We start from the raw sequence: 24,640 nt of genomic DNA on the forward strand, positions 1-24,640 counted from the left end.
CGCCCCCCATGGTCAGCCGATGACGTGGCCCATGTTGTAGAGGCCAGCCGCTTTGCCGTTCAGGAATTTGGCGGCATTCACCGCCCCCACCGCGAAGATGTCCTTGGACAGGGCGGTGTGGCTGATCTGCAGGATCTCGTCCTGGCCTGCGAAGATCACGTCGTGCTCCCCTACGATGGTGCCTCCGCGGACCGCATGGATGCCGATCTCCTTCACGGGGCGCTTCGCCCGCTCCTTGGAGCGGTCATAGGCATAGGCGTAGTGTTCCGGCAGGGCCTGGTTGATGCTGTCCGCGATGTACAGGGCGGTGCCGCTGGGGGCGTCCACCTTCTGGTTGTGGTGCTTCTCCACGATCTCGATGTCGAAGCCCGCACCGGTGAGCACCCCGGCCGCCTTCTGGACCAGGTTCACCAGCAGGTTCACCCCCAGGGACATGTTGGCGGAGAAGAGGACCGCGGTATCCTTGGCGGTGTCCTGGACCAGCTGGATTTGGGCCTGGTCCAGACCGGTGGTGCAGACAACCACGGGAATCCTGGTTTGGGCCGCGAACGCCAGCAGGGCGGGGACCGCCTTGGCGATGGAGAAGTCGATGACCACATCCGCCTGGACCCCCGCCTGGGCGCAGTCCTGGGGGGTGGGGTAGACGGGATAGCCGAAAGCGGCCGTCGTGTTCGGGTCGATGCCGGCCACGATCCGGACATCCGGATCCGCGGCTGCCAGCCGGCTGATCACATGGCCCATTTTTCCGTTGCATCCGTGCATGATGATATTCGTCATGGGACCTCCTTATTTCAACAGACCGTAGGCGGAAAGGACAGCCTTCAGTTTTTCCACATTGGCGGGTTCCATGGAGGTCAGGGGGCGCCTACAGGGGCCCACGTTGTAGCCCAGCAGGTTCATGGCCTCCTTCACCGGCATGGGGTTCACTTCGCAGAAGAGGGCGTTGATCAGCTTGAGCAGGTGCAGCTGGAGCTGGATGCTTCCCTTCACGTCGCCGGAGAGGTACCTTTCCACGATGTCGTGGGTCTCCTGGGGCAGGAAGTTGGCCACCACGGAAATGACGCCTTTCCCGCCTGCGGACAGAAGGGGGACAATCTGGTCGTCGTTTCCGGAGTAGAGGTCCAGACGGCCTTCGGTCACATCCATGAACTGCATGATCTGGCTGATGTTGCCGCTGGCTTCCTTTATGCCCACGATGTTCTCCACATCCGCAAGTATCCTGCAGGTTTCAGGCAGCAGGTTCATTCCGGTGCGGCTGGGAACGTTGTAGAGCAGGATGGGGATGTCCACGTTTCTGGCGATTTCCGTAAAATGCTCCACCAGGCCCTTCTGTGAGGTCTTGTTGTAGTAGGGGGTCACCTGGAGCAGGCCGTCCACACCCAGTTTTTCCGCCTCTTTGGAGAGGTGGACGCCGTGGGCGGTGTCGTTGCTTCCGGTGCCGGCGATGACGGGCACCCGTTTGCCTGCCGCCTCCACTGCGGTGCGGATGCAGGCAAGATGCTCCTGGTCGTCCAAGGTGGAAGCTTCGCCTGTGGTGCCGCAGATGACGATGCTGTCGGTGCCGTTTTCGATGTTGAAGTCCACCAGCTCGTGGAGCTTTTCATAGTTGACGGAATAGTCGTCGTTGAAAGGTGTGATGATGGCCACACCGGATCCTGTAAAAATAGCCATGGGATTCCTCCTGTCCGGGGCAATGCCCCAGGGTGTTCGGTTGATGGGCGTCTTCCAAAATCCAATAAAAAAGCCGGCTGGTTGGCCGACTAAGGATACAGGATGTTGCATGCGTATCTTCAGTAGCACTCCATAGACAAGGAAGCCTTGTCCTATGACAGTCGCAGGGCTCTTAACCAAGCAACCAGGGCGCCGGTTCCAGTCCCGACGGCCTTCGGCATCCGTTCCTTTCCCCTTGGATCGCCTACATCTGGTGTATCCCCAAGGGTACTGATAAAGGATGCGCCTCTACCATATGAAATATAAATTTACAATAATGATAACATCTTGTTCGGGGCATTGTCAACACGCACTTTGACATTCCGCCTCCAAACAGGTAGAATCAAGGGGAAGCGACGGAAGGGGAAAACCGGCGGCACGGATGAAAGGAGAATCGCCATGGAGAGGATTGCAAGGAAGATGACGGCCCTGCTCCTGACTGCGTTCCTGCTGGCGGGAACGGTTGCCGGGGGAGCGGAGGCGGTACGCTGGCAGAAGGAAGGGGAGGTGCTCCAGGTACTGGGCCTGCTGAAGGGGACGGGCCAGGGGCTGGAGCTGGAGAAAGGGGCGACCAGGGCGCAGGCGGCGGTCATGCTGGTGCGCCTGCTGGGCCAGGAGGAGTCCGCCGCCAACCGTGGGGGCCATCCCTTCAAGGATGTGCCGGATTGGGCGGACGCCCATGTGGGCCATCTGTACGCCCTGGGACTGGTGAAGGGGATGGGGGCCGGTGCCTACGGGTCGGACCGGCCTGTGACCGTAAACGACTATTCCACCATGCTCCTGCGGGCCCTGGGGCACAAGGACGGCCAGGATGGATTCACCTGGGAAAGGGCGGCGGAGTACGGGGCACAGGCGGGGCTGACCACCGGGGACAAGGCGGGGACAAGCCCTTTGTCCAGGGACCTGATGGCCAAGCTTTCCTACGATGCCCTCTTCATGGAAGTCCAAGGGGAAGGACGTCCCTTGGTGGAGGTCTTCCGGGAAAAAGGGGTGCTTTCCGGCGTACAGCTGGCTAGGGCGGCCACCCTGGACAGCCGGTTCGCCCCGTATGCGGATTCCCAGGGCGACCGGTCGGAGGTCAGGGCCGTATGGATTTCCTATCTGGAACTCCGGGAACTGCTCCCAGGGGCGGATGGGGTCCGCTGGAGGGAAACGGCCGGCGACATGCTGGACAAGCTCCGGGAGGCGGGGATGAACACGGTCATCGTCCAGGTCCGTCCCTTCGGGGACGCCTTCTATGCTTCGGAACTGTTTCCCTGGTCCCATATGGCGACGGGAGAGGAAGGCAGGGATCCCGGCTACGACCCCTTTGGAATCCTGGTGGAGGAGGCTCATGCCCGGGGCCTGAAGGTGGAGGCGTGGATCAATCCCTACCGGATCCGCAATGACAGCGTGCAGGCGCCGCTGGCAAAGGGGAATCCGGCAAACGCCTGGATGGAGGACGGAAGCAACCGGGTCCTGGCGGTCGCCCAGGGACTCTATTACAATCCGGCCAGTCCCCAGGTGCGGGCGCTGATCGTCGGGGGCGTGGAAGAGATCCTGGAGAACTATCCGGTGGACGGCATCCATTTCGACGACTACTTCTATCCTTCCCGGGACCTGTCCTACGACCTGGGAGACTATGAACGGTATCTCCAGGGGGGAGGAGGGCTGTCCCAGCCCGACTGGCGGAGGCAGCAGGTGGACTTCCTGGTGGCCTGGGTCCACAGGACGGTGAAGGAGCACGATCCGGACCTGGTGTTCGGCATCAGCCCCCAGGCCTCCATCCCCTCCAATTACGAGGGGCAATACAGCGATGTGCGCAAGTGGGTTTCCCAGGAGGGTTATGTGGACTACATCAGCCCCCAGATTTATTTCGGCTATGAACACGGAACCATGCCCTACAGGGCGGTGCTGGAGGAATGGCAGGCCATGCTGGAGGGATCCGGCGTGGACCTGCTGGTGGGACTGGCCGCTTACAAGGTGGGGACAACAGACGCCTGGGCGGGGGCCGGCAAGGGGGAATGGCTGGCGTCCGGGGACATCCTGGCAAGGATGGTGGACGACGCCAGGAAGCAGGGGAACTACAAGGGGTTCATCCTGTTCCGCTACAACCATCTCTTCCGGCAGGAACCGGGAGCCGCCTCCCTGATGGACAAGGAAATGGAAAGCCTGCAGCTGCTTTGGTAGGAGAAGGCCCCGGTGTTCCGGGGCCTTCTTGTATTCAAGGGGAAAAGGAGTATAATGGAAGTGTAGGAAAACCAACGGATCGGACTAGGAATGGCAGGTGGTTTCCATGTTGAAAACGACGAAACGCAAGATAGCCTTCGGAACGGGACTGGGTGTCCTCCTTCTGGCCCTGGCAGGCGCCCTCTGGCAATGGGGCCCCTGGCGGGAAGAGGCCGAGCCGCCGGGAGGGGACGGCCAGACCGCCTCCAGAGGCTTGTTGCTGGATGTGGCGGCCATGGAATCCACAGAATACGGGGTCAAACCGGATTCTGGATACCGCCTTCTGGCCCGGCCCGGCACCACCTTGGAGGAGCTGCAGGCAAGCATCCTCCTGGATCCGGCCGTGCCCTTCGCCCTGGAACCGTTGGAAAAGGAAACTTTCGGACTCCGGCTGGCGGAGCCTTTGGAGCGGAACAGCATCCTGAAGGTCCAGGTTGCCGCGGAAGGGGAGGAGATCCAGGGATGGGCCTTCCAAACGGAGAAGGATTTCCGGTTCTCCGGTTCCCACCCAGGAGACGGAGCCTCCCAAGTGGCGGTGGACACAGGCGTGGAAGTCGCTTTCACCCGGAAACTGGAAGGGGCTCCGCCCCCGGAAGCGTTCTTTTCCATCGAACCCTATGCGGAAGGGTCCTTGTCCGTGGCGGGGAACAGGATCGTGTTCGTGCCCAAAGCCAACCTGCTTCCGGACACCCTCTACAAGGTGCAGGTCAGGAAGGGGTATGGGGCGGAAGGGGAAGTCCTGGCGGGGGATGCGGCCTTCAGTTTCAGGACAGCCCATGGGGACAGCACTGCAGAATTCCAGCTGGTGAAGGAAGGTCCCGTGACCTATCTGGCCCCGGAAGAGGCGGGATGGATCCACGCCTATGCCTATGGGCTTCCCGAGGAGGCGGTGGTTTCCCTGAAGATCCACAAGATGGAGGACGTGGAGGCGTTCACCGCCCTTGCCGGCAAGAACCTCTATGAGGTGAAGGGGATCCTGGAGAGGGAAAGGCTCCAGACCCAGGTGACGCAGGGAAAGACGCGCCTGGTGCAAAGCGGATGGCGCCAAACCATGGAATTGCCCCGGAGCCTGGAAGAAGGGATGTACTACGTCATGGCGGAAGTGGAAGGACGCCAGGACGGGGTGCTTCTGCAGGTGACCGGATACAACGCATTCGGAGCGGTGGACAGGGATGAGCTCCTGGTGTGGCTGGCCAATGGGCAGGGCCTTTCCAATGTGGCCAGGGTCAGCTACGGGGACAAGCTTCTGGGCAGCACGGACCGGGAAGGTTTCGGCAAATTCCCCGCCACCGTGGTGGAGGAGGAGCGTGCCCGGATCCTGCTGGACCCGGGACAAGGAACTCCCCTGGTCCTGTTCCTTCAGGTGGCCCCTGTAGCGGAAGACCCCGCCAAGGGATATCTGCATACCCTCTACACGGACAGGACGCTGTTCCTCCCCACGGATGAGATCCGGGTGTTCGGCATGCTGGTCCCCCGGAGCGGAGGAAGGGCAGCCAGCGCCACGCTGGAGCTGCAGTTTGAGGGGAAGGTGTTGGAGGAAAAGCCCCTCTCCCTTTCCCCCAGGAACACCTTCCAGTCCGCGTTTTCCCTGGAGGACTACAGGAACAGCCATGCGGACCTGGTCTTGAAGGTGGGCGATGCGGAGGTGGGACGCAGGACCCTTACCGTGGCCATGTTCGAAAAACCCACCTACAACCTGGAGGCATCCCTTTCCAAAGAGCTTGTGGAAATGGGCCAGACGGTGGAGCTGGAGGGTTGGATGGGATACTACGAGGGGACTCCCCTGGGAGGGGAAACCGTAGTCCTGGACAGCTGGCAGGCGGACCTGGGAGGAAGGCCGGGAACCAGGCAGCAGATGGTGCAGTCGGATTCCACAGGCCATTTCCGGGCCGTGCTGACCCCCCATGTGGAGACGGAAAGCTGGTGGCCGGAATATGTGCAGGTGCGGACCAGGGTGGGCGCCTTGGAAAGCTTCTACGACACAAAGGAAGCAGGCTTCGTGCTTTTTCCCCGGGACGTGCAGCTGGTGGTGGAGACCCGGAAGACGGGGGAGGGGGCCATGGAATTCGGCCTGGAAGTCCACCGCTGGGACCTGGGAAACTACGCCGGAGACCCGTATGACTTCCAGCGCCTGCGGGGAGGGGCTTTTTCCGGAAAGGCCGTGGAAGTGGAGATTGTGGAAAGCTTCTATGAAAAGGTCCTGGTGGGGCGTACGTACGACCCCATCCAGAAGAAGACCGTGGAGACGTTCGACTACAATCTGGTGGAGAACACCGTAGCGGCCTACCCCCTGACGACGGATGGGGACGGCAAGGCTTCCGGCACGTTTTCCCAAGTCTACAAGGACAGGGGATACAGGCTGGTGGTGCGCCTTGCGGATTCCCAAGGACGTCCGGTAAGGGAGGAGGCCTACTACAGCCAGGCCCTGGCGGACGGGGAAGGGATGTTCGAGTACTACAGCCTGGAAGGCGACAAGTTCCAGGCCGCCCTGGGGGAATCCGTATCCTATGCGGTGCACAGGAACGGCACCCGGCTGGCAGCCACAGGGAAGGAAAAGATCCTGGCCATGACCTGGAAGGACGGGTTCAGGGAGAGCAGGATCCTGCAGGGGACGGAGCTGTCCGTGACCTTTGAGGAATCCATGGTGCCAAACGCGACCATTGCGGTTGTGTTTTTTGACGGAGGCCGCCTGCACCACTCCTACGACCTGCGCAGGATGCTGGGTCTGGACATCCAGGAGCGCAGGCTGCAGTTGGAGGTGGAGCCGGACAAGGAACGCTATACTCCCGGAGAGACGGTGGAGGTTTCCCTGACCACCCGGGATCCGGAAGGCAATCCCATCGGTGCCGACGTGAACCTTTCCGTGGTGGACGAAGCCTTTTTTGCCCTGGCGGAAGACGGACACAGCCTGTTGGAGGAGGTCTACAGCTACCTCCACGACACCGGCATCCGGGGAACGGTCCTGGCGGGGGGAGGGGATGAGGGTCCCCATGGGGGAGCCGAGCAGGGCGGGGAAGGGTCCGCTGCAAGGATCCGGGAGAATTTCGTGCATACGGCCTTCTTCCAGACCGTCCAGACGGACGCGGACGGAAAGGGGACCGTCCGATTCACCCTGCCGGACAACCTGACCAGCTTCAGGATCACCGCCAATGCCCTTGCCATGGATGCTGGGGGAAGGGTGCTGGGAGAGAAGGTGAAGGGCAGCATCCAGGTGGGACTGCCTTTCTTCCTGGATTTGCGGGTGTTCCAGGAATACCTGGTCCAGGACGACGTTGCCCTCACCTGGACGACGGGGGGCACCGCGGGTTTCCTGGGGGATGATTCCCTTGAAGCGCCGGTGGCCTATGAGGCGGCGCTGGTCAGGGAAGGTACGGGGGAAATCGAAAGCCATTCCGGAAGCGTCCCCTTCCGGGCCTACAACCAGCTGCCCCTGGGTGTGCTGGAGGAGGGCAAGTGGACCCTGACCCTTACCGCATCCACGGGTTCCCTGTCGGATGCCGTGTCCAAGGAATTCGCCGTGGTCCCCAGCCGGCAGCACCTGGAACTGGTCCGGGAGGAACTCCTTGCGGACGGCATGCGGATCCCCCACAACGGACAGAATGTGGTGCTGGATTTCTACAACAAGGCGTCGGAGGAACGGTTCCAGGCACTGGAGGGGATCCGGAGCTTGAGCCGGAGTCTGCGGATGGAAGAAAAGGCGGCCGCCTACATGGTGGACCTCCTGCTGGGGGAAGAGCTGGAGGCGGACCTATTCCACGGCGTGTTCCAGGGGGACCTGTATCCCTATCTGGGAAACCAAGGGATGTTCAAGGCCCTGCCGGACGGGGAGGAAAGCATGGAGGCCACCGCCTGGGTGCTGGCCATGGGATTTCCCGAAGCGTACGGGGAGAACCATGGGGAAGGGACGGGCATGCCGAGCCGGGCCCAAATGGTCCAGGCCCTTTCGCAGGCATGGCAGGCAGCAGACCGGCCGCTGGAGGAAAACGGGGCTGCGCTATGGGCGCTGGCTTCCCTGGGGGAACCGGTCCTGCTGGAGACGAAGGCCCTTCTGGCTGAAAGCGACTGGAAGAAGGAGCCGGTTGCCGCCCTCTTTTTGGCACTGGGCCTGGGAGAGGCGGGAGACCTGGAGAAAGCCAGGGAAGTGTTGGAGGCGGTTGCCGGAAGCGGACGGTGGGAACAGGCGGACCGGCGCATCCAGGCACTGGGCCTTGCCCTGGCGTTGGAAGCAAGAAGGAACGGTTTGGCCGAGGAGATCTATGGGTTGCTTAAGGACGGCGCGGACCGGACCTACAGCACGGCGGCCGCCCGCTACCTGTATCTGTCGACCCTCCAAGGGAAGGACCCGGTGAGCCGGTTCCGCTACACCCTGGAAGGCCGGACCCAGACCCTCTCCCTGGGATGGGGGAAGGCGGAGCGCCTGGTCCTGGACGCCCAGGAAGCGGATGTGGTCCGCTTCGAACCCCTGGAAGGGGAAACCATGGTGCGAATCCGGCATGTGGGCAGCGCCGGGGACCTGACGCCCACCCAAGGACTGACCCTGACCCGGCGCTACCTGAAGGACGGGAAGCCTGTGGAAAGCGTGTCCGTGGGGGATCTGGTCCAGGTGGAGCTGGTCCTGGAGGGGGGACAGGAATTGGAGTCCGAAGGTTTCCGGTATTACGGAATCGACGAGATGCTGCCTGCGGGGCTGGCGTATGTCCGGATCCAGGAAAAGACCCGGGAAGGGGTCTGGGTATGGGACCGGATCCAAGGCAAGGCCCTGCAGCTGTCCATAGGGGTCTGGGACGGCCAGGATTTGGCCGTAACCTATGAGGCCCGGGCGGTGGCGTCCGGCAACTACCATGGGGAACCGGCGGTGGCCAGGACCTGGTGGGACAGCCAGACGGCCGTGTCGGAGCCCGGCAGCATCCGGATCCGGGAGTGACCGGTGGAAGGGGGGAGGAAGGGATGAGCCGCAGCAACAGGCTACTGGTCGTGGCGCTGGTCCTGCTGGCCCTCCTTGCCGGAAGGGATGGCCTGGAAACCGGGGGACCGGCGGGTTGCGGGCCGGTATCCGCAACACTGGAACCCGCCATGGACATGTCCGCCTTCCTTCCGGACAAATTCCTTGCGAGGGGAAGGATGCAGGCGGGAGAGGCCTATCCCCTGGAGGAGGGGCAAAAGGTCCTGGGGGCGGTGGTTCCCCACCACCTGGTGGCCGGGCAGCTTCTACATAAAACATATAAGACCTTGAAAGAAAAGGCGAATCCGGATATAATCGTACTCATGGGTCCGAACCACGGGGGGGAAGGGCCCCAGGTGCAGGCTGCAAGGACCGACTTCCATGTGGAGGGGGTGGGCAGGATCTTCCATGCCTCCAACGTCGTGGCCCCCCTTCTGGAAAAGGGGGCATGCAGTCCGGCCCTGGCTGGGGTCCTGCAGCGGGAGCACAGTACGGGAGTGCATCTCCATTACATCGGGGAGTTCTTTCCCGGTGTGCCGGTGGTGGTCCTGCTGTTGAACGAGCCCAGAAGGATGGAGGGTCTCAAGACCCTGGCGGAAGGGTTGGCGGAGGTGCTGGGGGACGCCTCGGTGCTGTATCTGGCATCCATCGACTTCTCCCACCACCTGCCGCTGGAAGCGGCGGACAGGATGGACGCCCTGACGGCGCCGCTGGTTTTGGAGCGTAATCACCGGGAAGTCATCGGTCTCTCCAACCGGCATCTGGACTCCCCCTCCAGCTTCGTCCTCTGGTCCCTTCTCCTGGAACTGGAGGATCCAGGGGTCCGGATCCGGCTCCTGGACAAGGGGAATTCCGCAAGGATCCTCCAAAGGCCGGAGCTTGGGGACACCACCAGCTACATGATCCTCATGGCAACCACAGACAGATGGGAATAGGTATGGAAATGGATTTTTTCCAGGAACTGGAACAGGAAAAGGGAATACGACTGACAAGCCAACAGAAGGCCGCCGTCCTCCATGGGGAAGGACACAGCCTTCTGTTGGCTTGTCCCGGTTCTGGAAAAACGACCGTCATGGTGGTGAAGACCGCCTACATGATCAGGGAACGGGGCATCCCGCCCCAGAACATCCTGACACTGACCTTCAGCGTGGCTGCGGCCGGGGACATGCGGAAGCGGTATGGGGCCCTGTTTGGGGGGGCGGAGGGTCCCATGCCCCGGTTCTCCACCATCCATTCCTTCTGCTACGGCATCATGATGCAGGAGTGCAGGAGGACGGGGGTGTTGCGGCAGAACATCGAGGGAAAGAACAGCTTCGGCTACACGAAGATGCAGATCCTGACCAACATCTTTGAAGAGGTGAACAAGGAAAAGCCCACGGAGGACATGGTGGAGACCCTGGCGGGAGAGATCTCCTACATCAAGAACCTCCTGATCCCTCCGGAAAGATACAAGGAACACGACTTCGCCACCGCCAACATCCAGAAGATCTACATGATCTATGCGGCATTCAAGGAAAAGCACCAGCTGTATGATTTCGACGACATGCTGCTGCTGGCGTACCAGTTGCTGAAAAGGGACAAGGGACTGCTGGAACGCCAGCAAAGGCTCCACCCCTATCTGCAGGTGGACGAGGCCCAGGACAACTCCAGGGTGCAGAACCAGATCATCCGGCTTCTTGCGGGGGGACCTGGCAACAGCCTGTTCATGGTGGCGGACGACGACCAGACCATCTATGAATGGCGGGGGGCGGATCCAGGGGCCGTGCTGGAGTTCGACAAAACCTATCCTTCGGCCACCCTCTACAGGATGGAAGAGAATTTCCGCTCCAGCCGGGAAATCGTGGATTTGGCCGGCAGGTTCATCGAGAAGAACCAGAAGCGGCATCCCAAGCGGATCATCACGAAAAATCCCCCGGTGAAACCGGTAGGGATTCACAAGGTCTACAATGAGGTGGCCCAGATGAAGTTCGTCCTGGAGGACCTGGCCGGGCAGAAGGGACCCTTGGAGGAGAAGGCGGTCCTCTACAGGAACAACCTGACCGCCGTGCTGTTTGCCGAAGCCCTGGAGCGCCAGGGAATCCCCTTCACCATCCGCGGGAACAAGGGGCACTTCTTCAAGCACTGGGTGCTGGAGGACATCCGGAACTTCCTCCGGTTCTCCCTGGACTTTAGGGACCTGTCCTCCTTCGACGGCATCTACTACAAGAACGGCATGTTCCTGTCCAAGGCAGGCTATGGGAAGGCGAAATCCCATGTGGACAGGAAGCGTGACCTGTTCGACGCGCTCCTTCTCCATGGAGGGCTTCAGGAGTTCCAGAAGAACCGGCTGTACGGGTTCCGTCACGATTTCAGGTCCCTGAAGGAGAAGCCTCTGGACCTGGCCATCGTCACCATAGAAGAGGACTTGGGTTATGGGAAATGGGCGGAGAGCGGAGCCAAAGGACGTGGGATGACCAGGGAGGGGGTTGCCAACATCCTGGCCACCCTGAAATTCATAGGGAAACGCTGCAGGGGCATCCAGGAATTCCTGGACCGTCTGGACCTGCTGGAGGCGGCCATGGCCCGGGCGGGAGTCCGGGACCGGGCGGAGGGCGTCGTCCTCTCCACCGTGCACAGTTCCAAGGGGCTGGAATTTGACCATGTCTACATGGTGGACCTGTTCAATTCGGTTTTTCCTGGGGCGGAAGCCCTCAAAGCCGCAGCGGAGGGGGACAGCGGCAGGCTGGAAGCGGAGCGCCGCCTCTTCTATGTGGCCAAGACAAGGGCCAGGACGGACCTGCACCTGTTGCAGGTGAAGAACTACAACGGAAAGCCCGTAGAGCCCTCCCTATTCCTTACGGAAGTGGAAGAAGTGCTGTCCCAAGGGAAAAGGACGGCGAAAAAGGCCAAGGGATGACACCATCGAATAGGACAGGAGGTTGTTATGGAACAGTTTTACATGCCTACAAAGATTTGTTTTCAAGATAATGTGGTGGAGGAGATGAAGCAGGAGCTGGCCAAGCTGGGCAGCTCCGCACTGGTGGTCACCGGTCAGCAGTCGGCCTTTCTGAACGGTTCCTACATGGACGTGAAGAATGCCTTGGAGTCTGCAGGTGTCCACCACTACATCTTCAGCGAGGTGGAGGAGAACCCTTCCATCCAGATCCTGGAGAGGGCCATGGCCCTGTTCCATACCTATCCGGTGGATTTCGTCATCGGCGTGGGTGGGGGATCCGCCATCGACACGGCCAAGGCCCTTGCGGTCCTGTTGAAGAACCGGCAGATGAAGCCGGAAGACCTCTTCCTGAATCCCGACCTGGAGGCGCTGCCTGTTGTGGCGGTCCCGACAACCGCCGGAACCGGCAGCGAGACGACCCCCTATGCGGTCTTCACCGATGACTCCCAGCGGACCAAGATGAACTTCAAATGCCGGGTCTTCCCCAAGATGGCCCTGGTGGACGTCCGGTATTTCATGGACATTCCCGTCCACATCACCAACAGCACGGCGGTGGATTCCCTGTCCCACATCATCGAAGGGTATCTGGTGAAGAAGGCCAACAGCTATTCGGACGCCATCGCGGAGCAGGCGCTGAACCATTGGGCCCTGGCTTCCGGAGACCTGCTGTTGCGCAATTACACCAAAGAGATGCGGACCCATTTGATCCACGCATCCACCTGGGCGGGGGTCGTCATCTCCCAGACGGGCACCTCCCTGCCCCACGGTCTGGGTTACCATCTGACCTATTACCACAACATCTCCCACGGAAAGGCGACCGCGCTTTTTCTGGGGGAGCTTCTGAACCACCACCAGGACAGGAAGAAAGTGGACAAGATCCTGTCCTCCCTGGGTGTGGCTTCGGTCCAGGAATTCAAGAACCGGATCGTGCAGCTGGTGGGCCAGGTGGAAATCAGCTACCAGGAAGCCGCGGACTATGCCCAGAACATGTACAGGAACAAGGGGAAGCTGGCAAACCACCCCTATGAAGTGACGGAAGAGGAGCTGCTGGACATGATCCTGAAGAGCCTGATCGTCTACTAGAACCCTTGCTATGCCAAAAAGATGGGTGTATAATATCCTTGTGCGAACAACACCAGTATGTTGGAAAGGATGGTGTGGGGAATGAAGAAGATGGCGGGAGAGTTCAAGGCGTTCCTGTTGAGGGGAAATGTTGTGGATCTGGCGGTCGCCGTAGTAATCGGCGGAGCCTTCGGCAAGATCGTGACTTCCTTGGTCAACGACCTGCTGATGCCGGTTCTGGGCCTCCTTCTGGGAGGGGTCAACTTTGCGGAGTTGAAGTATGTGATTGCGGAAGGCACGGAAACCATGGAGGAGGCGGCCATCCGGTATGGGGCTTTCCTGCAGTCCGTGCTGGATTTCGTCCTGATCGGCCTGGCGATCTTCCTGGCGGTGAAGGCCATGAATTCGTTCAAGAGGAAGCAGGAAGAGGCGCCGGCGCCGGCAGAACCTCCGAAGCAGGAAGTCCTGCTGGAGGAAATCCGGGACCTGTTGAAAAAGAAGGCATGAAGTGCCGTTACAAAAGGAAAGCTTCCGGCCATGGCCGGAGGCTTTTCGAATCTATATGCGGCCATGGCCATCGGAGGAATCGGAATGTATCAGAAATGGCATAGCGTATTGAAGGGGATTTCCCTGTTCGACGACATCCGCACGGAGGAGCTGGAGCATCTGCTCACTTGCCTGCGGCCGACGATGAAAGCCTATGCGAAGGGGGAGACCATCTGCATGGTGGAGGACCCTTTCGAGGGATTGGGCATCGTATTGCGGGGAGAGGTCACAGTCGCCAAGGAAAACGAAATAGGGGACCGGGTCATCCTGGTGAAGCTGGACGCGGGACATATTTTCGGGGAAATGATCGCTTTTTCCGGAATGAAGAAATGGATCGTGAACGTCTATGCCAGCAGCGATGTGGAGGTCATGTTCCTGCCTCCCGACCGGATGATCCAAACATGCCAGGCGAGCTGCACCTACCATACGCGGATGGTCCTGAACATGCTGAAGATCCTTTCGGAAAAGGCGCTCCTCTTGAACCGGAAAGTGGAATACCTGTCCATCAAGAGCATGCGCAGCAAACTGGCCAAGTTCCTCCTGGAGCAGTACCACAAGGCCGGCAAGACCACCTTCATGGTCCCCTTGTCCAGGAACGAGCTGGCGGAGTTCCTGAATGTGTCCAGACCTTCCATGTCCAGGGAGATCGCCCGGATGAAGGACGAGGGGATCATCGACTACTACCAGGCCAGCTTCAAGATCCTGCAGCTGGAGGCATTGGTGGAGGCGATGAAGTGACGGTTGAAAAACGGTTTGATGGGTGTGAAAAATAATTCTTTTTTAGATTTCGCCTTGTATACAATAAACATAAATGGTATAATATCCATTGTGGAAAGGCGAAAAGATGTTGGGATTCGCCTTTGGAACCATCCTTACCCGATAAAAACACCTGCCGGTGTTTTTCATACACTAGGAAAATTCGTCCAAACTTGTTTGGGACCAAACTTTCCTGGTGTAGTCTGAATGCATACGAAGTATGCTTTCTTGCACAGGGATTGCTGGCAATCCCCAAATTATCTAGACATTTTTTAAAAAAACGAGGAGGAAAAAAATGGCAGATAAGAAAGTAATGAAGACGATGGACGGGAATACCGCCGCAGCCTATGTATCCTATGCGTTTACAGATGTTGCAGCAATCTATCCCATCACCCCATCTTCTCCCATGGCTGAACTGGTGGACGAATGGGCCGCATACGGCCAAAAGAACATTTTCGGCCAGGAAGTCAGCGTCACGGAGTTGCAATCGGAAGGTGGAGCGGCAGGTGCTGTCCATGGTTCCCTGCAGGCAGGAGCATTGACAACGACATTCACGGCTTCCCAAGGCCTGTTGCTGATGATCCCCAACATGTACAAGATCGCGGGCGAACTTCTGCCCTGCGTGTTCCACGTAAGCGCCCGTGCGCTGGCATCCCATGCGCTGTCCATCTTCGGCGACCATTCCGACGTCATGTCCGCAAGACAGACAGGATTCGCCCTTCTGGCTTCCGGAAGCGTGCAGGAAGTCATGGACCTTGGCGGTGTGGCCCACTTGAGCGCCATCAAATCCAGCGTTCCTTTCCTGCATTTCTTCGACGGATTCAGGACATCCCATGAAGTGCAGAAGATCGAAACCATCCCCTACAGCGTGTTCGAAGAATTGGTGGACATGGATGCGGTCAAGGCCTTCAGAAAGAAATCCCTGAACCCCGAAAATCCTGTGACAAGAGGAACGGCACAGAACCCGGACATCTTCTTCCAGGCAAGGGAAGCAATCAACAGATTCTACGACGCGATTCCTGCGGTTGTGGAAGATTACATGGAAAAAATCAGCGCAGTCACCGGTAGGGACTACAAGCTGTTCAACTATTACGGCGCACCGGATGCGGAGAACGTGGTCATCGCCATGGGTTCCGTATGCGAGACCATCGAGGAGACCATCGACTACCTTGCGGCCAAGGGAGAAAAGCTGGGCCTTCTGAAAGTGCGGCTCTACAGACCCTTCGCAGCGGACCGGATGCTTGCGGAACTCCCCGCCACCGTGAAGAAGATCACCGTCCTGGACAGGACCAAAGAGCCCGGTGCACCTGGAGAACCGTTGTACCTGGATGTGCGCGCGGCGTACTACAACAAGCCCAACGCCCCCATGGTCGTCGGCGGACGTTACGGACTTGGTTCCAAGGACACGACGCCTCCCCAGATCAAGGCGGTTTACGACAACATGAAGCTGGAGCAGCCTAAAGACCAGTTCACCATCGGAATCGTGGACGACGTGACCAACCTTTCCCTGGACAGCAGCGAGAGGATCATCACGGAAAAAGAAGGCACCAAGAGATGCAAGTTCTGGGGTCTGGGATCCGACGGAACCGTTGGAGCCAACAAGAACGCCATCAAGATCATCGGAGACAAGACCGACCTGTATGCCCAGGGATATTTCTCCTATGACAGCAAAAAGTCCGGTGGAATCACCGTATCCCACCTGCGTTTCGGAAAGAGCCCCATCAAGTCCACCTACCTGCTGGACGAGACGGACTACATCGCCTGCCACAACCAGTCCTATGTGGACAAGTACGACTTGCTCAAAGGTTTGAAGAAGGGCGGAACCTTCGTACTGAACACCCATTGGAACGCGGAGGAGTTGGACCAGCACCTGCCGGGCGAACTGAAGAAGGCCATCGCGGAGAACGACATCCAGTTCTACACGGTAAACGCCACAGACAAGGCGGAAGAGCTTGGTCTTGGAACCAGAATCAACACCATCATGCAGGCTGCCTTCTTCAAACTGGCTGATGTGATTCCTGTGGATGAAGCGGTGGCTTATATGAAGGAAGCCAACCAGAAGGCTTACGGCAAAAAAGGCGACAAGATCGTTGCAATGAACAATGCGGCCGTAGACGCCGGCATCGACGCCGTCGTCAAGGTGGAAGTTCCTGCAAGCTGGGCATCCGCCGAGCCCACCCTGGTGGAAGACGACAACGTACCCGCGTTCATCAAGAACATCCTGCGTCCCGTAAACGCCCAAAAAGGGGACGACCTGCCGGTCAGCGCGTTCCTGGGCGCCGAAGACGGAACGTTCCCCAACGGAACATCCGCCTACGAGAAGCGTGGAATCGCCGTCAATGTGCCCGAGTGGATTCCCGAGAACTGCATCCAGTGCAACCAGTGCTCCTTCGTTTGTCCCCATGCATCCATCCGGCCTTTCCTGGCTACGGAAGAAGAGATGGCGGGAGCCCCGGACACCTTCAAGGCGATCAAGGGTGTGGGCAAAGGCATGGAAGGCGTACAGTACAGAATGCAGGTGGACATCCTTGACTGCCAGGGTTGCGGAAACTGCGCGGACATCTGCCCCGCCAAGAACAAGGCGCTGGTCATGAAGCCCATCGAAACCCAGACACAGGAAGTGGGCAACTGGGATTATGCGGTCGCCAACATCACCTACAAGACGGACAAAGTGGCCCTCGACACCGTCAAAGGCAGCCAGTTCGCACAACCCCTGATTGAGTTCTCCGGAGCCTGCGCAGGTTGCGGCGAGACGCCTTACATCAAAGCCGTCACCCAGCTGTATGGAGACAGGATGATCGTGGCCAATGCCACAGGATGCTCCTCCATCTGGTCCGGATCCGCTCCGGCAACCGTATACTGCAAGAACGCGGAAGGAAAAGGACCCGCTTGGGCCAACTCCCTCTTCGAGGACAATGCGGAGTACGGCATGGGCATGGCGGTTGCCGTGAAGCAGATCAGAAAGCAGATCGCAGACGCGGCCGGAAAGCTTGTCGCCATGGACATCCCCGCAGAACTGAAGGATGCCGCCCAGCTGTGGCTGGACAACAAGGAAGATGCCGAAGGCTCCAAGCTGGCGGACAAAGCGATCCGCGCGCAATTCGGAAAGGCCACAGGAAACGCGGAAGCGGACAAGCTGCTGGCATCCATCGAAGACAACAAGGACTACCTCATCAAGAAATCCGTCTGGATCGTGGGCGGTGACGGATGGGCTTATGACATCGGTTACGGCGGATTGGACCACGTCCTTGCCTCCGGCGAGAACGTGAACGTGCTGGTGTTCGATACGGAAGTATACTCCAACACGGGAGGACAATCCTCCAAGGCAACACCCACCGGTGCTGTGGCAAAATTTGCTGCATCCGGAAAGAAAATGAAGAAGAAGGACCTGGGCATGATCGCCGCGACCTACGGCTATGTCTATGTGGCGCAAGTGGGCATGGGTTCCAACAAGAACCAGTTCATGAAGGCCCTGGTGGAGGCCGAGAAGTACGACGGACCTTCCCTGATCATCGCTTACGCTCCCTGCATCAACCACGGAATCCGGATCGGCATGGGCAAGACCCAGGAGCAGACCCAGAGGGCCGTGGAAGCCGGTTACTGGCACCTGTGGAGATTCAATCCCCTGCTGAGGGAAGAAGGCAAGAACCCCTTCGTCCTGGACTCCAAGGAGCCCACAGCAGACTTCCAGGAATTCATCAAGGGAGAAATCCGCTACACCACATTGATGAGCCAGTTCCCCCAAGAGGCGGAAAGACTGTTCGCCAAGGCGGAAAAGGAAGCAAAAGAAAGATACGAAGGCTACAAGAGAATGGCGGAAATGCAGTACTAGGATTTCCGGCCTAAAAAAGAAGGTCCTCTTCCAGGAGGATCTTCTTTTTTTTCCCCTGCATCCTATGGTATACTGGGAGTAGAGGAATGAGGCCAAAACAGGAATGGGGTGGTGTGGATTGAAAACAAACAAGCGGCTGGACGAAGCGTATTCGGGGGCCCAAACGATGATGGTCGATGAGGATACGAAGCTCATCTTCTTCAGCGATGTGCACCGGGGAGACAACAGCATGTCGGACGAGTTCGCCCACAACCAGAACATCTATTTCCATGCGTTGAGCAAGTACCTGGAAGAGGGATACACCTACGTGGAGCTGGGGGATGGGGACGAGCTTTGGGAGCATGCGAAGTTCAAGGACATCCGGGGAGCCCACAGCGACGTGTTCTGCCTGTTGCGGGAGTTCTACCAGAGGGGGCGATTCCACATGCTCTTCGGGAACCACAACATGGCCGTAAGGAACAGGCGCTTCGTGGAGAAGAACATGTACCGGTTCTATGACGAATACCTGGACAAGCAGAGCGAACTCTTCCCGGGGCTTGTGGCGGTGGAAGCCATCCGTTTCGTCTACAGGAAGACCGGGCAGGAATTCCTGGCGGTCCACGGGCACCAGGGGGACCTCTTCAACGACCAGCTCTGGTGGATTTCCATGTTTTCCCTCAGGAACTTCTGGAGGTACATGCACACCATCGGACTGCACAATCCCGCCAGTCCGGCCAAGAACAGGGTGAAGAGGCATAAGATCGAGGTGAACTTCTCCCGGTGGATCCGGGACAAGGACATCGCCATCCTCTGCGGACACACCCACAGGCCGAAATTCCCCAAAGGAAAGGAGCTGCCGTATTTCAACACCGGCTGCTGCATCCATCCCAGAGGGATCAACGGCATCGAAATCAGGGACGGCCAGATCATGCTGATCGACTGGCGCATCCGCCCCCAGGAAGACGGCCAGCTGGTCATTTCGAAAAAGGTGATCCGGGGACCGGTGCCCTTGGAGAGGTACACCCGCAACAAAACAAAAAGGAAGGGCTTCCGCTGAAGCTCTTCCTTTTTTGTTGGGCCCGGCATGGATCACAGCAGCCAGAAAAATTCGTAGGGTCCCAGTTCGATTTGCGGGGAGGAGAGGGACAAGGTCCTTCCCTGGAGAAGGTCCGTCTTGCTGTCGGCCAGGCTGTAGGGGCGCCCCACGGCATGCAGCAGGTGGCCCAGGACAGGTGCCGGAGAGAAAGGCTGGCGGTCCTCGGTGAAATTGAAGAAGCCGACGAAGTCCTGGGTCCCGCTGGACCGGACGAAGCAGTAGACGCCGGGGTTGTCCAGAGGGATCACCGTCATGGGGACACCGGAATGGAAGACCCCTTCCTTCTTGCGCAGGGTGATGAGCTGTGCAAGGGATTGGAAGACGACGCCTTCCGGAGCCAGGGGATCCTTCCGTTTCGCAGCCCGGTCCGGGTCGAAGAAAGGACGGTGGAGCCAGCGGGAATCGTGGGACTTGGTGGGGTCGTGGAGGTAGCTGTAGTCGTTCAGGGTGGCGATTTCGTCGCCGCTGTAGATCAGGGGGATCCCCTTGGAAGCCATCAGGACCGCATAGACCGTCTGGATCCGCTTCAGGGCCAGCTCCTGCTGGTAGCGGCTCTTCTCCCGAAGGGAAACCTCCAGTCCGCAGAGGCTGGCCAATGTGCCGCAGTTCCGGGCGTCCATGGTCTCCGGATTGAATTCATAGAGCTGTCCGGTGGAAAAGCTTCCGGGGAACTTGCCTTCGTAGAAATGGATCAGGAACTGCTTGTGGTCGAAGGGATTCTGCCCCATGTCCCAGACGGCCTGCTCGTTGAAGCCCCATCCGATGTCGTCGTGGCAGCGGATGTAGTTGATCCAGCAGGCCCAGGAAGGAAGGGGGAAACGGGACTGGTCGACCTGCAGCAGCCGTGTGTTCCGGGTGGCCAGGCTGTTCCAGAGGTTCACCATGTGGGTGGCGTTGTACATCATCCTGCATTCGGGAACCTCCTCCCCGTAGTACTTCACGATCTCTTCCGGCTCCACAATGGCCTCACCCAGCAGGACCAGGGAAGGGCATGCGATTTCCACGATGAGGTCCATCATCTCCAGCAGGACGTGGATTTGGGGAAGGTTGCGGCAGGTGGTGCCCAATTCCTTCCACATGAAAGGGATGGCGTCCAGACGGATGGCTCCGAGCCCCATGTTGGCCAGATGCAGGAGAATGTCCACCACTTTCCCGAAGACGGCCGGATTCTTGAAGTTCAGGTCCCACTGGAATTCATAGAAGGAGGTGAAGACCCACTTCTGGATTTCCTCGTAATAGGTGAAGTTCCCCGGCGCAACCTTTGGAAAGACTTCCGGGACGGTCTTCTCGTACGCCCGGGGGATTTCGTCCGTGTCGTACATCATGTAGAGGCTCTGGTGCCAGGGGTCCCCCTCCATGGCCTTTAGGGCCCAGGGGTGTTCCTTGGCCGTATGGTTCACCACGAAATCCACGCAGGACTTGATCCCGTTTTCCCGGAGCTGTTCTACCAGTTGGACGAACCCTTCGGTGGTGCCGAACCGGGGCTGGATGTTCTTGTAGTCCGCCACGGCGTATCCCCCGTCGTTCTGTCCTTCCCTGGTTGCCAGCAGAGGCATGAAATGGATGAAGGTCACACCCAGTTCCTTCAGGTAGGGGATCTGCGCCTTGAAACCGGCGATGTCCCCGGCGAAAAGGTCCATGTAAAGGGTGATGCCCACCACATCCTGTTCCAGATACCAGCCGGTCTGGGTCCGGTCCATTTCCTTCAGGGCGGAATTCCGCTCGTCGAACTTGGACTGGATCAGCGCGAAGAGTTCCTCGAAGGATGCCTCCGCGGTCTTGCGGTAGGCGCCGGATCCATAAAGGGAACCGTACAGTTCGTGCAGCCGGGGAAGATGGTGTCGGAGGCGTTCCGACAGCAGGGGGTCTAGGGATGGGCGCGCCAAAAGGGAATCGATCATAGTGTTGCCTCCTTCCGGAAATGAAAAGCTTTTCATAACCATCATATGCCATTGGAGGGGAAAAGTCAAGAAAAAAGTGCCGGAATACCGACGCAAAAACCCACTCCATCCGTGCAAATTGCATCATGCCCCAGGATTGACAAGACAAGGGAATGAAGGTATGATGGGATTCAATGATGGGTCAAGCAGAAAGGAGGAGCGCCGTGAACATCAAGGAAGTGGCAAGGCGGGCGGGGGTATCCATTTCCACGGTATCCCGGGTGATCAATGGGACTGCGAACGTGCGTCCTGAAGTGAAGCAGCGGGTGGAAGCCGTCATCCAGGAGACCGGATACCGTCCCAATTCCCTTGCCAAAGAACTGCAGAGGAACAAGACGAACACCATCGGTGTGCTGCTTTCGGCGCCGGCCCTGGACCTGACCTCCCTGGGAAGCACCATCAACGCCATATCGGACGTGCTGAAAAAGAGCGGTTACAGCATCATGTTCGCAAACAGCAGGTTCGACCCGGAAGAGGAGCTGGATTTCTTCAAGCTGTTCCAGGAAAAAAGGGTGGACGGCATCCTGTATTTTGCGGTGGACTTCACCGAGGAGCACTACAAGCTGCTGAAGAACTACCCCATCCCCATCGTCATGATCGGGCAGGAGGATGCGGTGCTGGATTTCCCCTGCGTGGTCCACAACAACTACCATGCCGCCAAGCATGCCACGGAGTACCTGATCTCCCAGGGGCACCGCCGGATCGGTTTCATAGGGGCGCCATTGATGGACAGGGCGGCCGGAGCGGAGCGGAGACGGGGATATGAAGCCGCCATGCTCCTGAACCAGCTCCATCTGGAGCCGGAGGCCATGGCGGAGGGGGATTTTTCCATCGAAAGCGGCGGCAAGGCCATGGAGTCCATCCTGGAGCGCTGCAGCGTACCGCCGACGGCACTGTTCGTGGCAACGGATTTCATGGCCATGGGAGCCATGCACCATCTGCTGGAGCGCGGGTTGCGGATTCCGGAGGACGTTTCCATCGTTGGTTTCGACGATGTGAACATGGCCCATGTCTACAATCCTCCGTTGACGACCATCCGGTCCGACAACCGGGAGGTGGGCACCCGGGCGGCGGACCTGCTGCTGGAAATACTCCACAAAAAGGAGCCGGAAGTCAAGAAATATGTGGCAAATTACGAGCTCATGGTCCGGAAAAGCGTCAAAAAAATAATGTAATTGAATGATTTCTGAAAATGGAGTACAATAGATGCATCACGTAGACAGGGGGTTGATGGTATGAGGAAAATCAGGACAGGAATCATCGGATTCGGTCAAATCAGCCGGATACTGCACGCGCCCATGGTTGCAAGCCATCCCGACTTCGAGCTGGCCGGAATCGTCCAGAGACACGGCAACGCCTGCCAAGAGGCATATCCCCAGGCGACCCACTACACGGACCACCTGGAAATGCTGAAGGACGAATCCATCGAGCTGGTGGTCGTCGCATCCCCCAACCACCTGCATTACAGCATGGCCAAGGAAGCCTTGGAGCACGGTAAGCACGTGCTGGTGGAAAAACCCTTCGTCCTGCACAAGGCGGAAGGGGAGGAACTGATCCGACTTGCGGATGCCGTGGAACGGGAGATCTTCATCTTCCAGAACAGGCGGTTGGACGGGGACTTCCTTACGGTCAAGGACCTGATAGCAAAAAACACGCTGGGGGAGATCCAGCGTTTTGTCAGCACCTGGAATCTGGACAGGCCGGTGCTGCCGTTGGAACAGCAGTCAAGGCCCTGGAAGGAAGCCGAACTGGAGGGGAACGACCTCCTCTACGACCTGGGGCCCCACCTGCTGGACCAAGCCCTGCAGATCTTCGGACTTCCCCTGCATGTGGAGGGGAGGCTGGAGAAGGAAAGGCCCGGGACCAAGGTGGCGGACAGTTTCGCCATCCGGATGGATTACGACTCCCTGGTGGTGGAACTGGAGGCTTCCAGAGCGGCCAAGGAGCAGACGCCCAGGTTCCATGTGACCGGTGCGGAAGGGGTCTACGAGAAGTACGGATTTGAGGTGCAGGAGGCCCAGCTGTCTGCAGGCATGTCCACCGAAGAGGAGGATTACGGGGTGGAGCCAGAGGAAAGCTGGGGGATTGTGCGTTTCCGGGACGGAAGGGAAGAGAAGGTTCCCACCCTGCCGGGAAATTACAGGCATTTCTATGACAATGTGGCGGATGTGCTCCTGTTCGAGGAGCAGCCGCTGGTCCAGCCGGCGGAAGCGCTGCTGCATCTGGAGTTGATCGAGCGGCTGGAAGAGGCCCATGGACCGGAGGGAAAATGACGAGGAGGACCAGCATGGACCAAGAGCTGAAACAGGGGGACAGGATGCCCGCATTCACATTGCCGGGTGCGGATGGGGGAGCGGTTTCGTCGGAAACGTTCCAGGGCAAGCCCATGATCGTCTATTTCTACCCCAAGGACAACACGCCCGGTTGCACCAAGGAAGCCTGCGGCTTCAGGGACCTATACCAGGATTTTGAAAATGCGGAGGCTGTGGTGGTGGGGATCAGCAAGGATTCCCCCCGATCCCACCGGAACTTCCGGGAGAAGCACGACCTGCCGTTCCTGTTGCTGAGCGACGAAAGCGGAGAGGTGTGCGAGCGGTTTGGCGTCTGGAGGCTGAAAAAGAACTATGGCAGGGAAAGCATGGGAATCGTCCGGTCCACCTTCCTTGTGGACGGGGACGGAATCATCGTCCGGGCATACAGGAACGTGAAGGTGGAAGGCCATGTGGAACAGGTGCTGGCGGACCTCAGGGCGATGAAGGAGGAATAGGCGGTTTTGAAGAGCTACAGGAAAGAACTTTGGTTTCAGACGGAGAGAAGGCGGCAGATGGTGCGGATCACTTCCGACCTGGAGGACTGCATCCGGGAGAGCGGAATCAAGGAGGGGCTGCTCCTGTGCAACTCCATGCACATCACCAGCAGCGTGTTCATCAACGACAACGAATCCGGCCTGCACAGGGACCTGGAGCGCTGGATGGAGAGGCTGGCGCCCGAACATCCCCACAGCCAGTACGAGCACAACAGAGGGGAAGACAACGCCGACGCCCACCTGAAGCGGACCCTGGTGGGCAGGGAGGTCGTGGTGGCGGTGACGGAAGGGAAGATGGACCTGGGCCCCTGGGAAGAGGTCTTTTACGGCGAGTTCGACGGGAAAAGGCGCAAGAGGGTGCTCGTGAAACTGGTCGGCGAATAGGATTGCGGGGCTTGGAGGCGGTGCTTCCAGGCCCCGCTTTTCCGGTATTGCAGGAAAATTGCTTCGCAACCGCGGCGGAGCCGCTTTTCCCGTTGTTGTGGATTTGGCGCCCCGATGGGGGTATAATCAAGGTATGGAAAACAATATGGAAAATCGGGAGGTATGCGTATGTTCAAAATGCCGGTGGAAGAGTTCAAGGCGGAGATTGCGGTGGAAATGAGCGGATATGAGGACATCACCCAGGCGTTGGCCCAGGATTGGCTGAACAGGCTGGAGGCCTATATCGCGGAGAAGAGGGACGGGAAGGGCAAGATCGTGGAGGAGGATGGCGAGCGGATGGTGGTCCTGGAGGACGAATCCGAACTCTTCGGCATTGTGGACAAGTATCTCCTGGCCATCGAGGATGGGGCGCTGGAGGAGTATTGGCAGGGATGGGAGCTGTAG

17 protein-coding genes and 1 riboswitch are annotated in these 24,640 nt (G+C 59.1%); of the genes, 14 read left to right on the top strand and 3 right to left on the bottom strand.

Annotated elements, in window-relative coordinates:
- Positions 1 to 12: 12 nt before the first annotated feature.
- Both dapB and dapA read right to left on the bottom strand, forming a co-directional pair.
- Positions 13 to 777 carry a 4-hydroxy-tetrahydrodipicolinate reductase gene (dapB, locus tag GXN74_RS01970; RefSeq protein ID WP_162369245.1) on the bottom strand — a complete coding sequence of 255 codons (765 nt, stop codon included), beginning with the start codon at positions 775 to 777 and terminating at the stop codon, positions 13 to 15.
- Between the two features lie 9 nt (positions 778 to 786).
- On the bottom strand, positions 787 to 1,671 hold the full coding sequence (gene dapA, locus GXN74_RS01975; RefSeq protein ID WP_162369246.1) for a 4-hydroxy-tetrahydrodipicolinate synthase: 885 nt from the start codon (positions 1,669 to 1,671) through the stop codon (positions 787 to 789).
- A 115-nt stretch (positions 1,672 to 1,786) separates the two neighbouring features.
- A riboswitch (Lysine riboswitch) is annotated at positions 1,787 to 1,970 on the bottom strand.
- A 139-nt stretch (positions 1,971 to 2,109) separates the two neighbouring features.
- Between dapA and GXN74_RS01980 the strand changes: the two genes are divergently transcribed.
- From GXN74_RS01980 to GXN74_RS02020, 9 genes are all read left to right on the top strand, one after another.
- Positions 2,110 to 3,879 (top strand): glycoside hydrolase family 10-like protein, encoded by a 1,770-nt coding sequence (locus tag GXN74_RS01980; protein ID WP_162369247.1) that lies wholly within the window; start codon positions 2,110 to 2,112, stop codon positions 3,877 to 3,879.
- Between the two features lie 106 nt (positions 3,880 to 3,985).
- Entirely contained in the window at positions 3,986 to 8,842 is a 4,857-nt protein-coding gene (locus tag GXN74_RS01985) for an Ig-like domain-containing protein (RefSeq protein ID WP_162369248.1), read from the top strand.
- A gap of 23 nt (positions 8,843 to 8,865) precedes the next feature.
- A complete protein-coding gene (gene amrB / locus GXN74_RS01990) occupies positions 8,866 to 9,795 on the top strand; it encodes an AmmeMemoRadiSam system protein B (RefSeq protein WP_162369249.1) in 930 nt (309 codons plus the stop codon).
- Positions 9,796 to 9,797: 2 nt separating this feature from the next.
- Positions 9,798 to 11,756: an ATP-dependent helicase gene (locus tag GXN74_RS01995; RefSeq protein WP_162369250.1), complete on the top strand. Its 1,959-nt coding sequence runs from the start codon at positions 9,798 to 9,800 to the stop codon at positions 11,754 to 11,756.
- A 27-nt stretch (positions 11,757 to 11,783) separates the two neighbouring features.
- Complete coding sequence (locus GXN74_RS02000) at positions 11,784 to 12,878, top strand: iron-containing alcohol dehydrogenase family protein (RefSeq protein WP_162369251.1); 1,095 nt, start codon at positions 11,784 to 11,786, stop codon at positions 12,876 to 12,878.
- 90 nt (positions 12,879 to 12,968) lie between these two features.
- Positions 12,969 to 13,364: a large-conductance mechanosensitive channel protein MscL gene (mscL, locus tag GXN74_RS02005; RefSeq protein WP_162369302.1), complete on the top strand. Its 396-nt coding sequence runs from the start codon at positions 12,969 to 12,971 to the stop codon at positions 13,362 to 13,364.
- An 84-nt stretch (positions 13,365 to 13,448) separates the two neighbouring features.
- Entirely contained in the window at positions 13,449 to 14,141 is a 693-nt protein-coding gene (locus tag GXN74_RS02010) for a Crp/Fnr family transcriptional regulator (protein WP_162369252.1), read from the top strand.
- A gap of 313 nt (positions 14,142 to 14,454) precedes the next feature.
- Entirely contained in the window at positions 14,455 to 17,991 is a 3,537-nt protein-coding gene (nifJ, locus tag GXN74_RS02015) for a pyruvate:ferredoxin (flavodoxin) oxidoreductase (protein ID WP_162369253.1), read from the top strand.
- A gap of 118 nt (positions 17,992 to 18,109) precedes the next feature.
- Positions 18,110 to 19,027, top strand: a complete 918-nt coding sequence (locus tag GXN74_RS02020) for a metallophosphoesterase (RefSeq protein ID WP_246208552.1) — start codon at positions 18,110 to 18,112, stop codon at positions 19,025 to 19,027.
- Positions 19,028 to 19,059: 32 nt separating this feature from the next.
- Here GXN74_RS02020 and GXN74_RS02025 read toward each other — a convergent pair whose 3' ends face one another.
- Positions 19,060 to 20,967, bottom strand: coding sequence for an amylosucrase (locus tag GXN74_RS02025; protein WP_162369255.1), 1,908 nt, complete (start codon positions 20,965 to 20,967; stop codon positions 19,060 to 19,062).
- A 203-nt stretch (positions 20,968 to 21,170) separates the two neighbouring features.
- On the opposite strand from GXN74_RS02025, the gene GXN74_RS02030 reads away from it, so the two are divergent.
- From GXN74_RS02030 to GXN74_RS02050, 5 genes are all read left to right on the top strand, one after another.
- The gene (locus GXN74_RS02030; protein ID WP_162369256.1) at positions 21,171 to 22,181 is read left to right on the top strand and encodes a substrate-binding domain-containing protein; all 1,011 of its coding nucleotides are present in this window, start codon (positions 21,171 to 21,173) and stop codon (positions 22,179 to 22,181) included.
- 60 nt (positions 22,182 to 22,241) lie between these two features.
- The gene (locus GXN74_RS02035) at positions 22,242 to 23,279 is read left to right on the top strand and encodes a Gfo/Idh/MocA family oxidoreductase (protein ID WP_162369257.1); all 1,038 of its coding nucleotides are present in this window, start codon (positions 22,242 to 22,244) and stop codon (positions 23,277 to 23,279) included.
- A 14-nt stretch (positions 23,280 to 23,293) separates the two neighbouring features.
- Positions 23,294 to 23,773 (top strand): thioredoxin-dependent thiol peroxidase, encoded by a 480-nt coding sequence (gene bcp / locus GXN74_RS02040; RefSeq protein WP_162369258.1) that lies wholly within the window; start codon positions 23,294 to 23,296, stop codon positions 23,771 to 23,773.
- A 6-nt stretch (positions 23,774 to 23,779) separates the two neighbouring features.
- The gene (locus GXN74_RS02045; RefSeq protein ID WP_162369259.1) at positions 23,780 to 24,196 is read left to right on the top strand and encodes a secondary thiamine-phosphate synthase enzyme YjbQ; all 417 of its coding nucleotides are present in this window, start codon (positions 23,780 to 23,782) and stop codon (positions 24,194 to 24,196) included.
- A 168-nt stretch (positions 24,197 to 24,364) separates the two neighbouring features.
- Complete coding sequence (locus GXN74_RS02050; protein WP_162369260.1) at positions 24,365 to 24,640, top strand: hypothetical protein; 276 nt, start codon at positions 24,365 to 24,367, stop codon at positions 24,638 to 24,640.

Source organism: Anaerotalea alkaliphila, from assembly GCF_010179735.1.
In the GTDB taxonomy this organism is placed as follows: domain Bacteria; phylum Bacillota; class Clostridia; order Lachnospirales; family Vallitaleaceae; genus Anaerotalea; species Anaerotalea alkaliphila.

Coding starts and splice junctions, on each gene's coding strand:
- dapB (WP_162369245.1), bottom strand. CDS start 777: ATGACGAATATCATCATGCACGGATGCAACGGAAAAATGGGCCATGTG.
- dapA (WP_162369246.1), bottom strand. CDS start 1,671: ATGGCTATTTTTACAGGATCCGGTGTGGCCATCATCACACCTTTCAAC.
- GXN74_RS01980 (WP_162369247.1), top strand. CDS start 2,110: ATGGAGAGGATTGCAAGGAAGATGACGGCCCTGCTCCTGACTGCGTTC.
- GXN74_RS01985 (WP_162369248.1), top strand. CDS start 3,986: ATGTTGAAAACGACGAAACGCAAGATAGCCTTCGGAACGGGACTGGGT.
- amrB (WP_162369249.1), top strand. CDS start 8,866: ATGAGCCGCAGCAACAGGCTACTGGTCGTGGCGCTGGTCCTGCTGGCC.
- GXN74_RS01995 (WP_162369250.1), top strand. CDS start 9,798: ATGGAAATGGATTTTTTCCAGGAACTGGAACAGGAAAAGGGAATACGA.
- GXN74_RS02000 (WP_162369251.1), top strand. CDS start 11,784: ATGGAACAGTTTTACATGCCTACAAAGATTTGTTTTCAAGATAATGTG.
- mscL (WP_162369302.1), top strand. CDS start 12,969: ATGGCGGGAGAGTTCAAGGCGTTCCTGTTGAGGGGAAATGTTGTGGAT.
- GXN74_RS02010 (WP_162369252.1), top strand. CDS start 13,449: ATGTATCAGAAATGGCATAGCGTATTGAAGGGGATTTCCCTGTTCGAC.
- nifJ (WP_162369253.1), top strand. CDS start 14,455: ATGGCAGATAAGAAAGTAATGAAGACGATGGACGGGAATACCGCCGCA.
- GXN74_RS02025 (WP_162369255.1), bottom strand. CDS start 20,967: ATGATCGATTCCCTTTTGGCGCGCCCATCCCTAGACCCCCTGCTGTCG.
- GXN74_RS02035 (WP_162369257.1), top strand. CDS start 22,242: ATGAGGAAAATCAGGACAGGAATCATCGGATTCGGTCAAATCAGCCGG.
- bcp (WP_162369258.1), top strand. CDS start 23,294: ATGGACCAAGAGCTGAAACAGGGGGACAGGATGCCCGCATTCACATTG.
- GXN74_RS02050 (WP_162369260.1), top strand. CDS start 24,365: ATGTTCAAAATGCCGGTGGAAGAGTTCAAGGCGGAGATTGCGGTGGAA.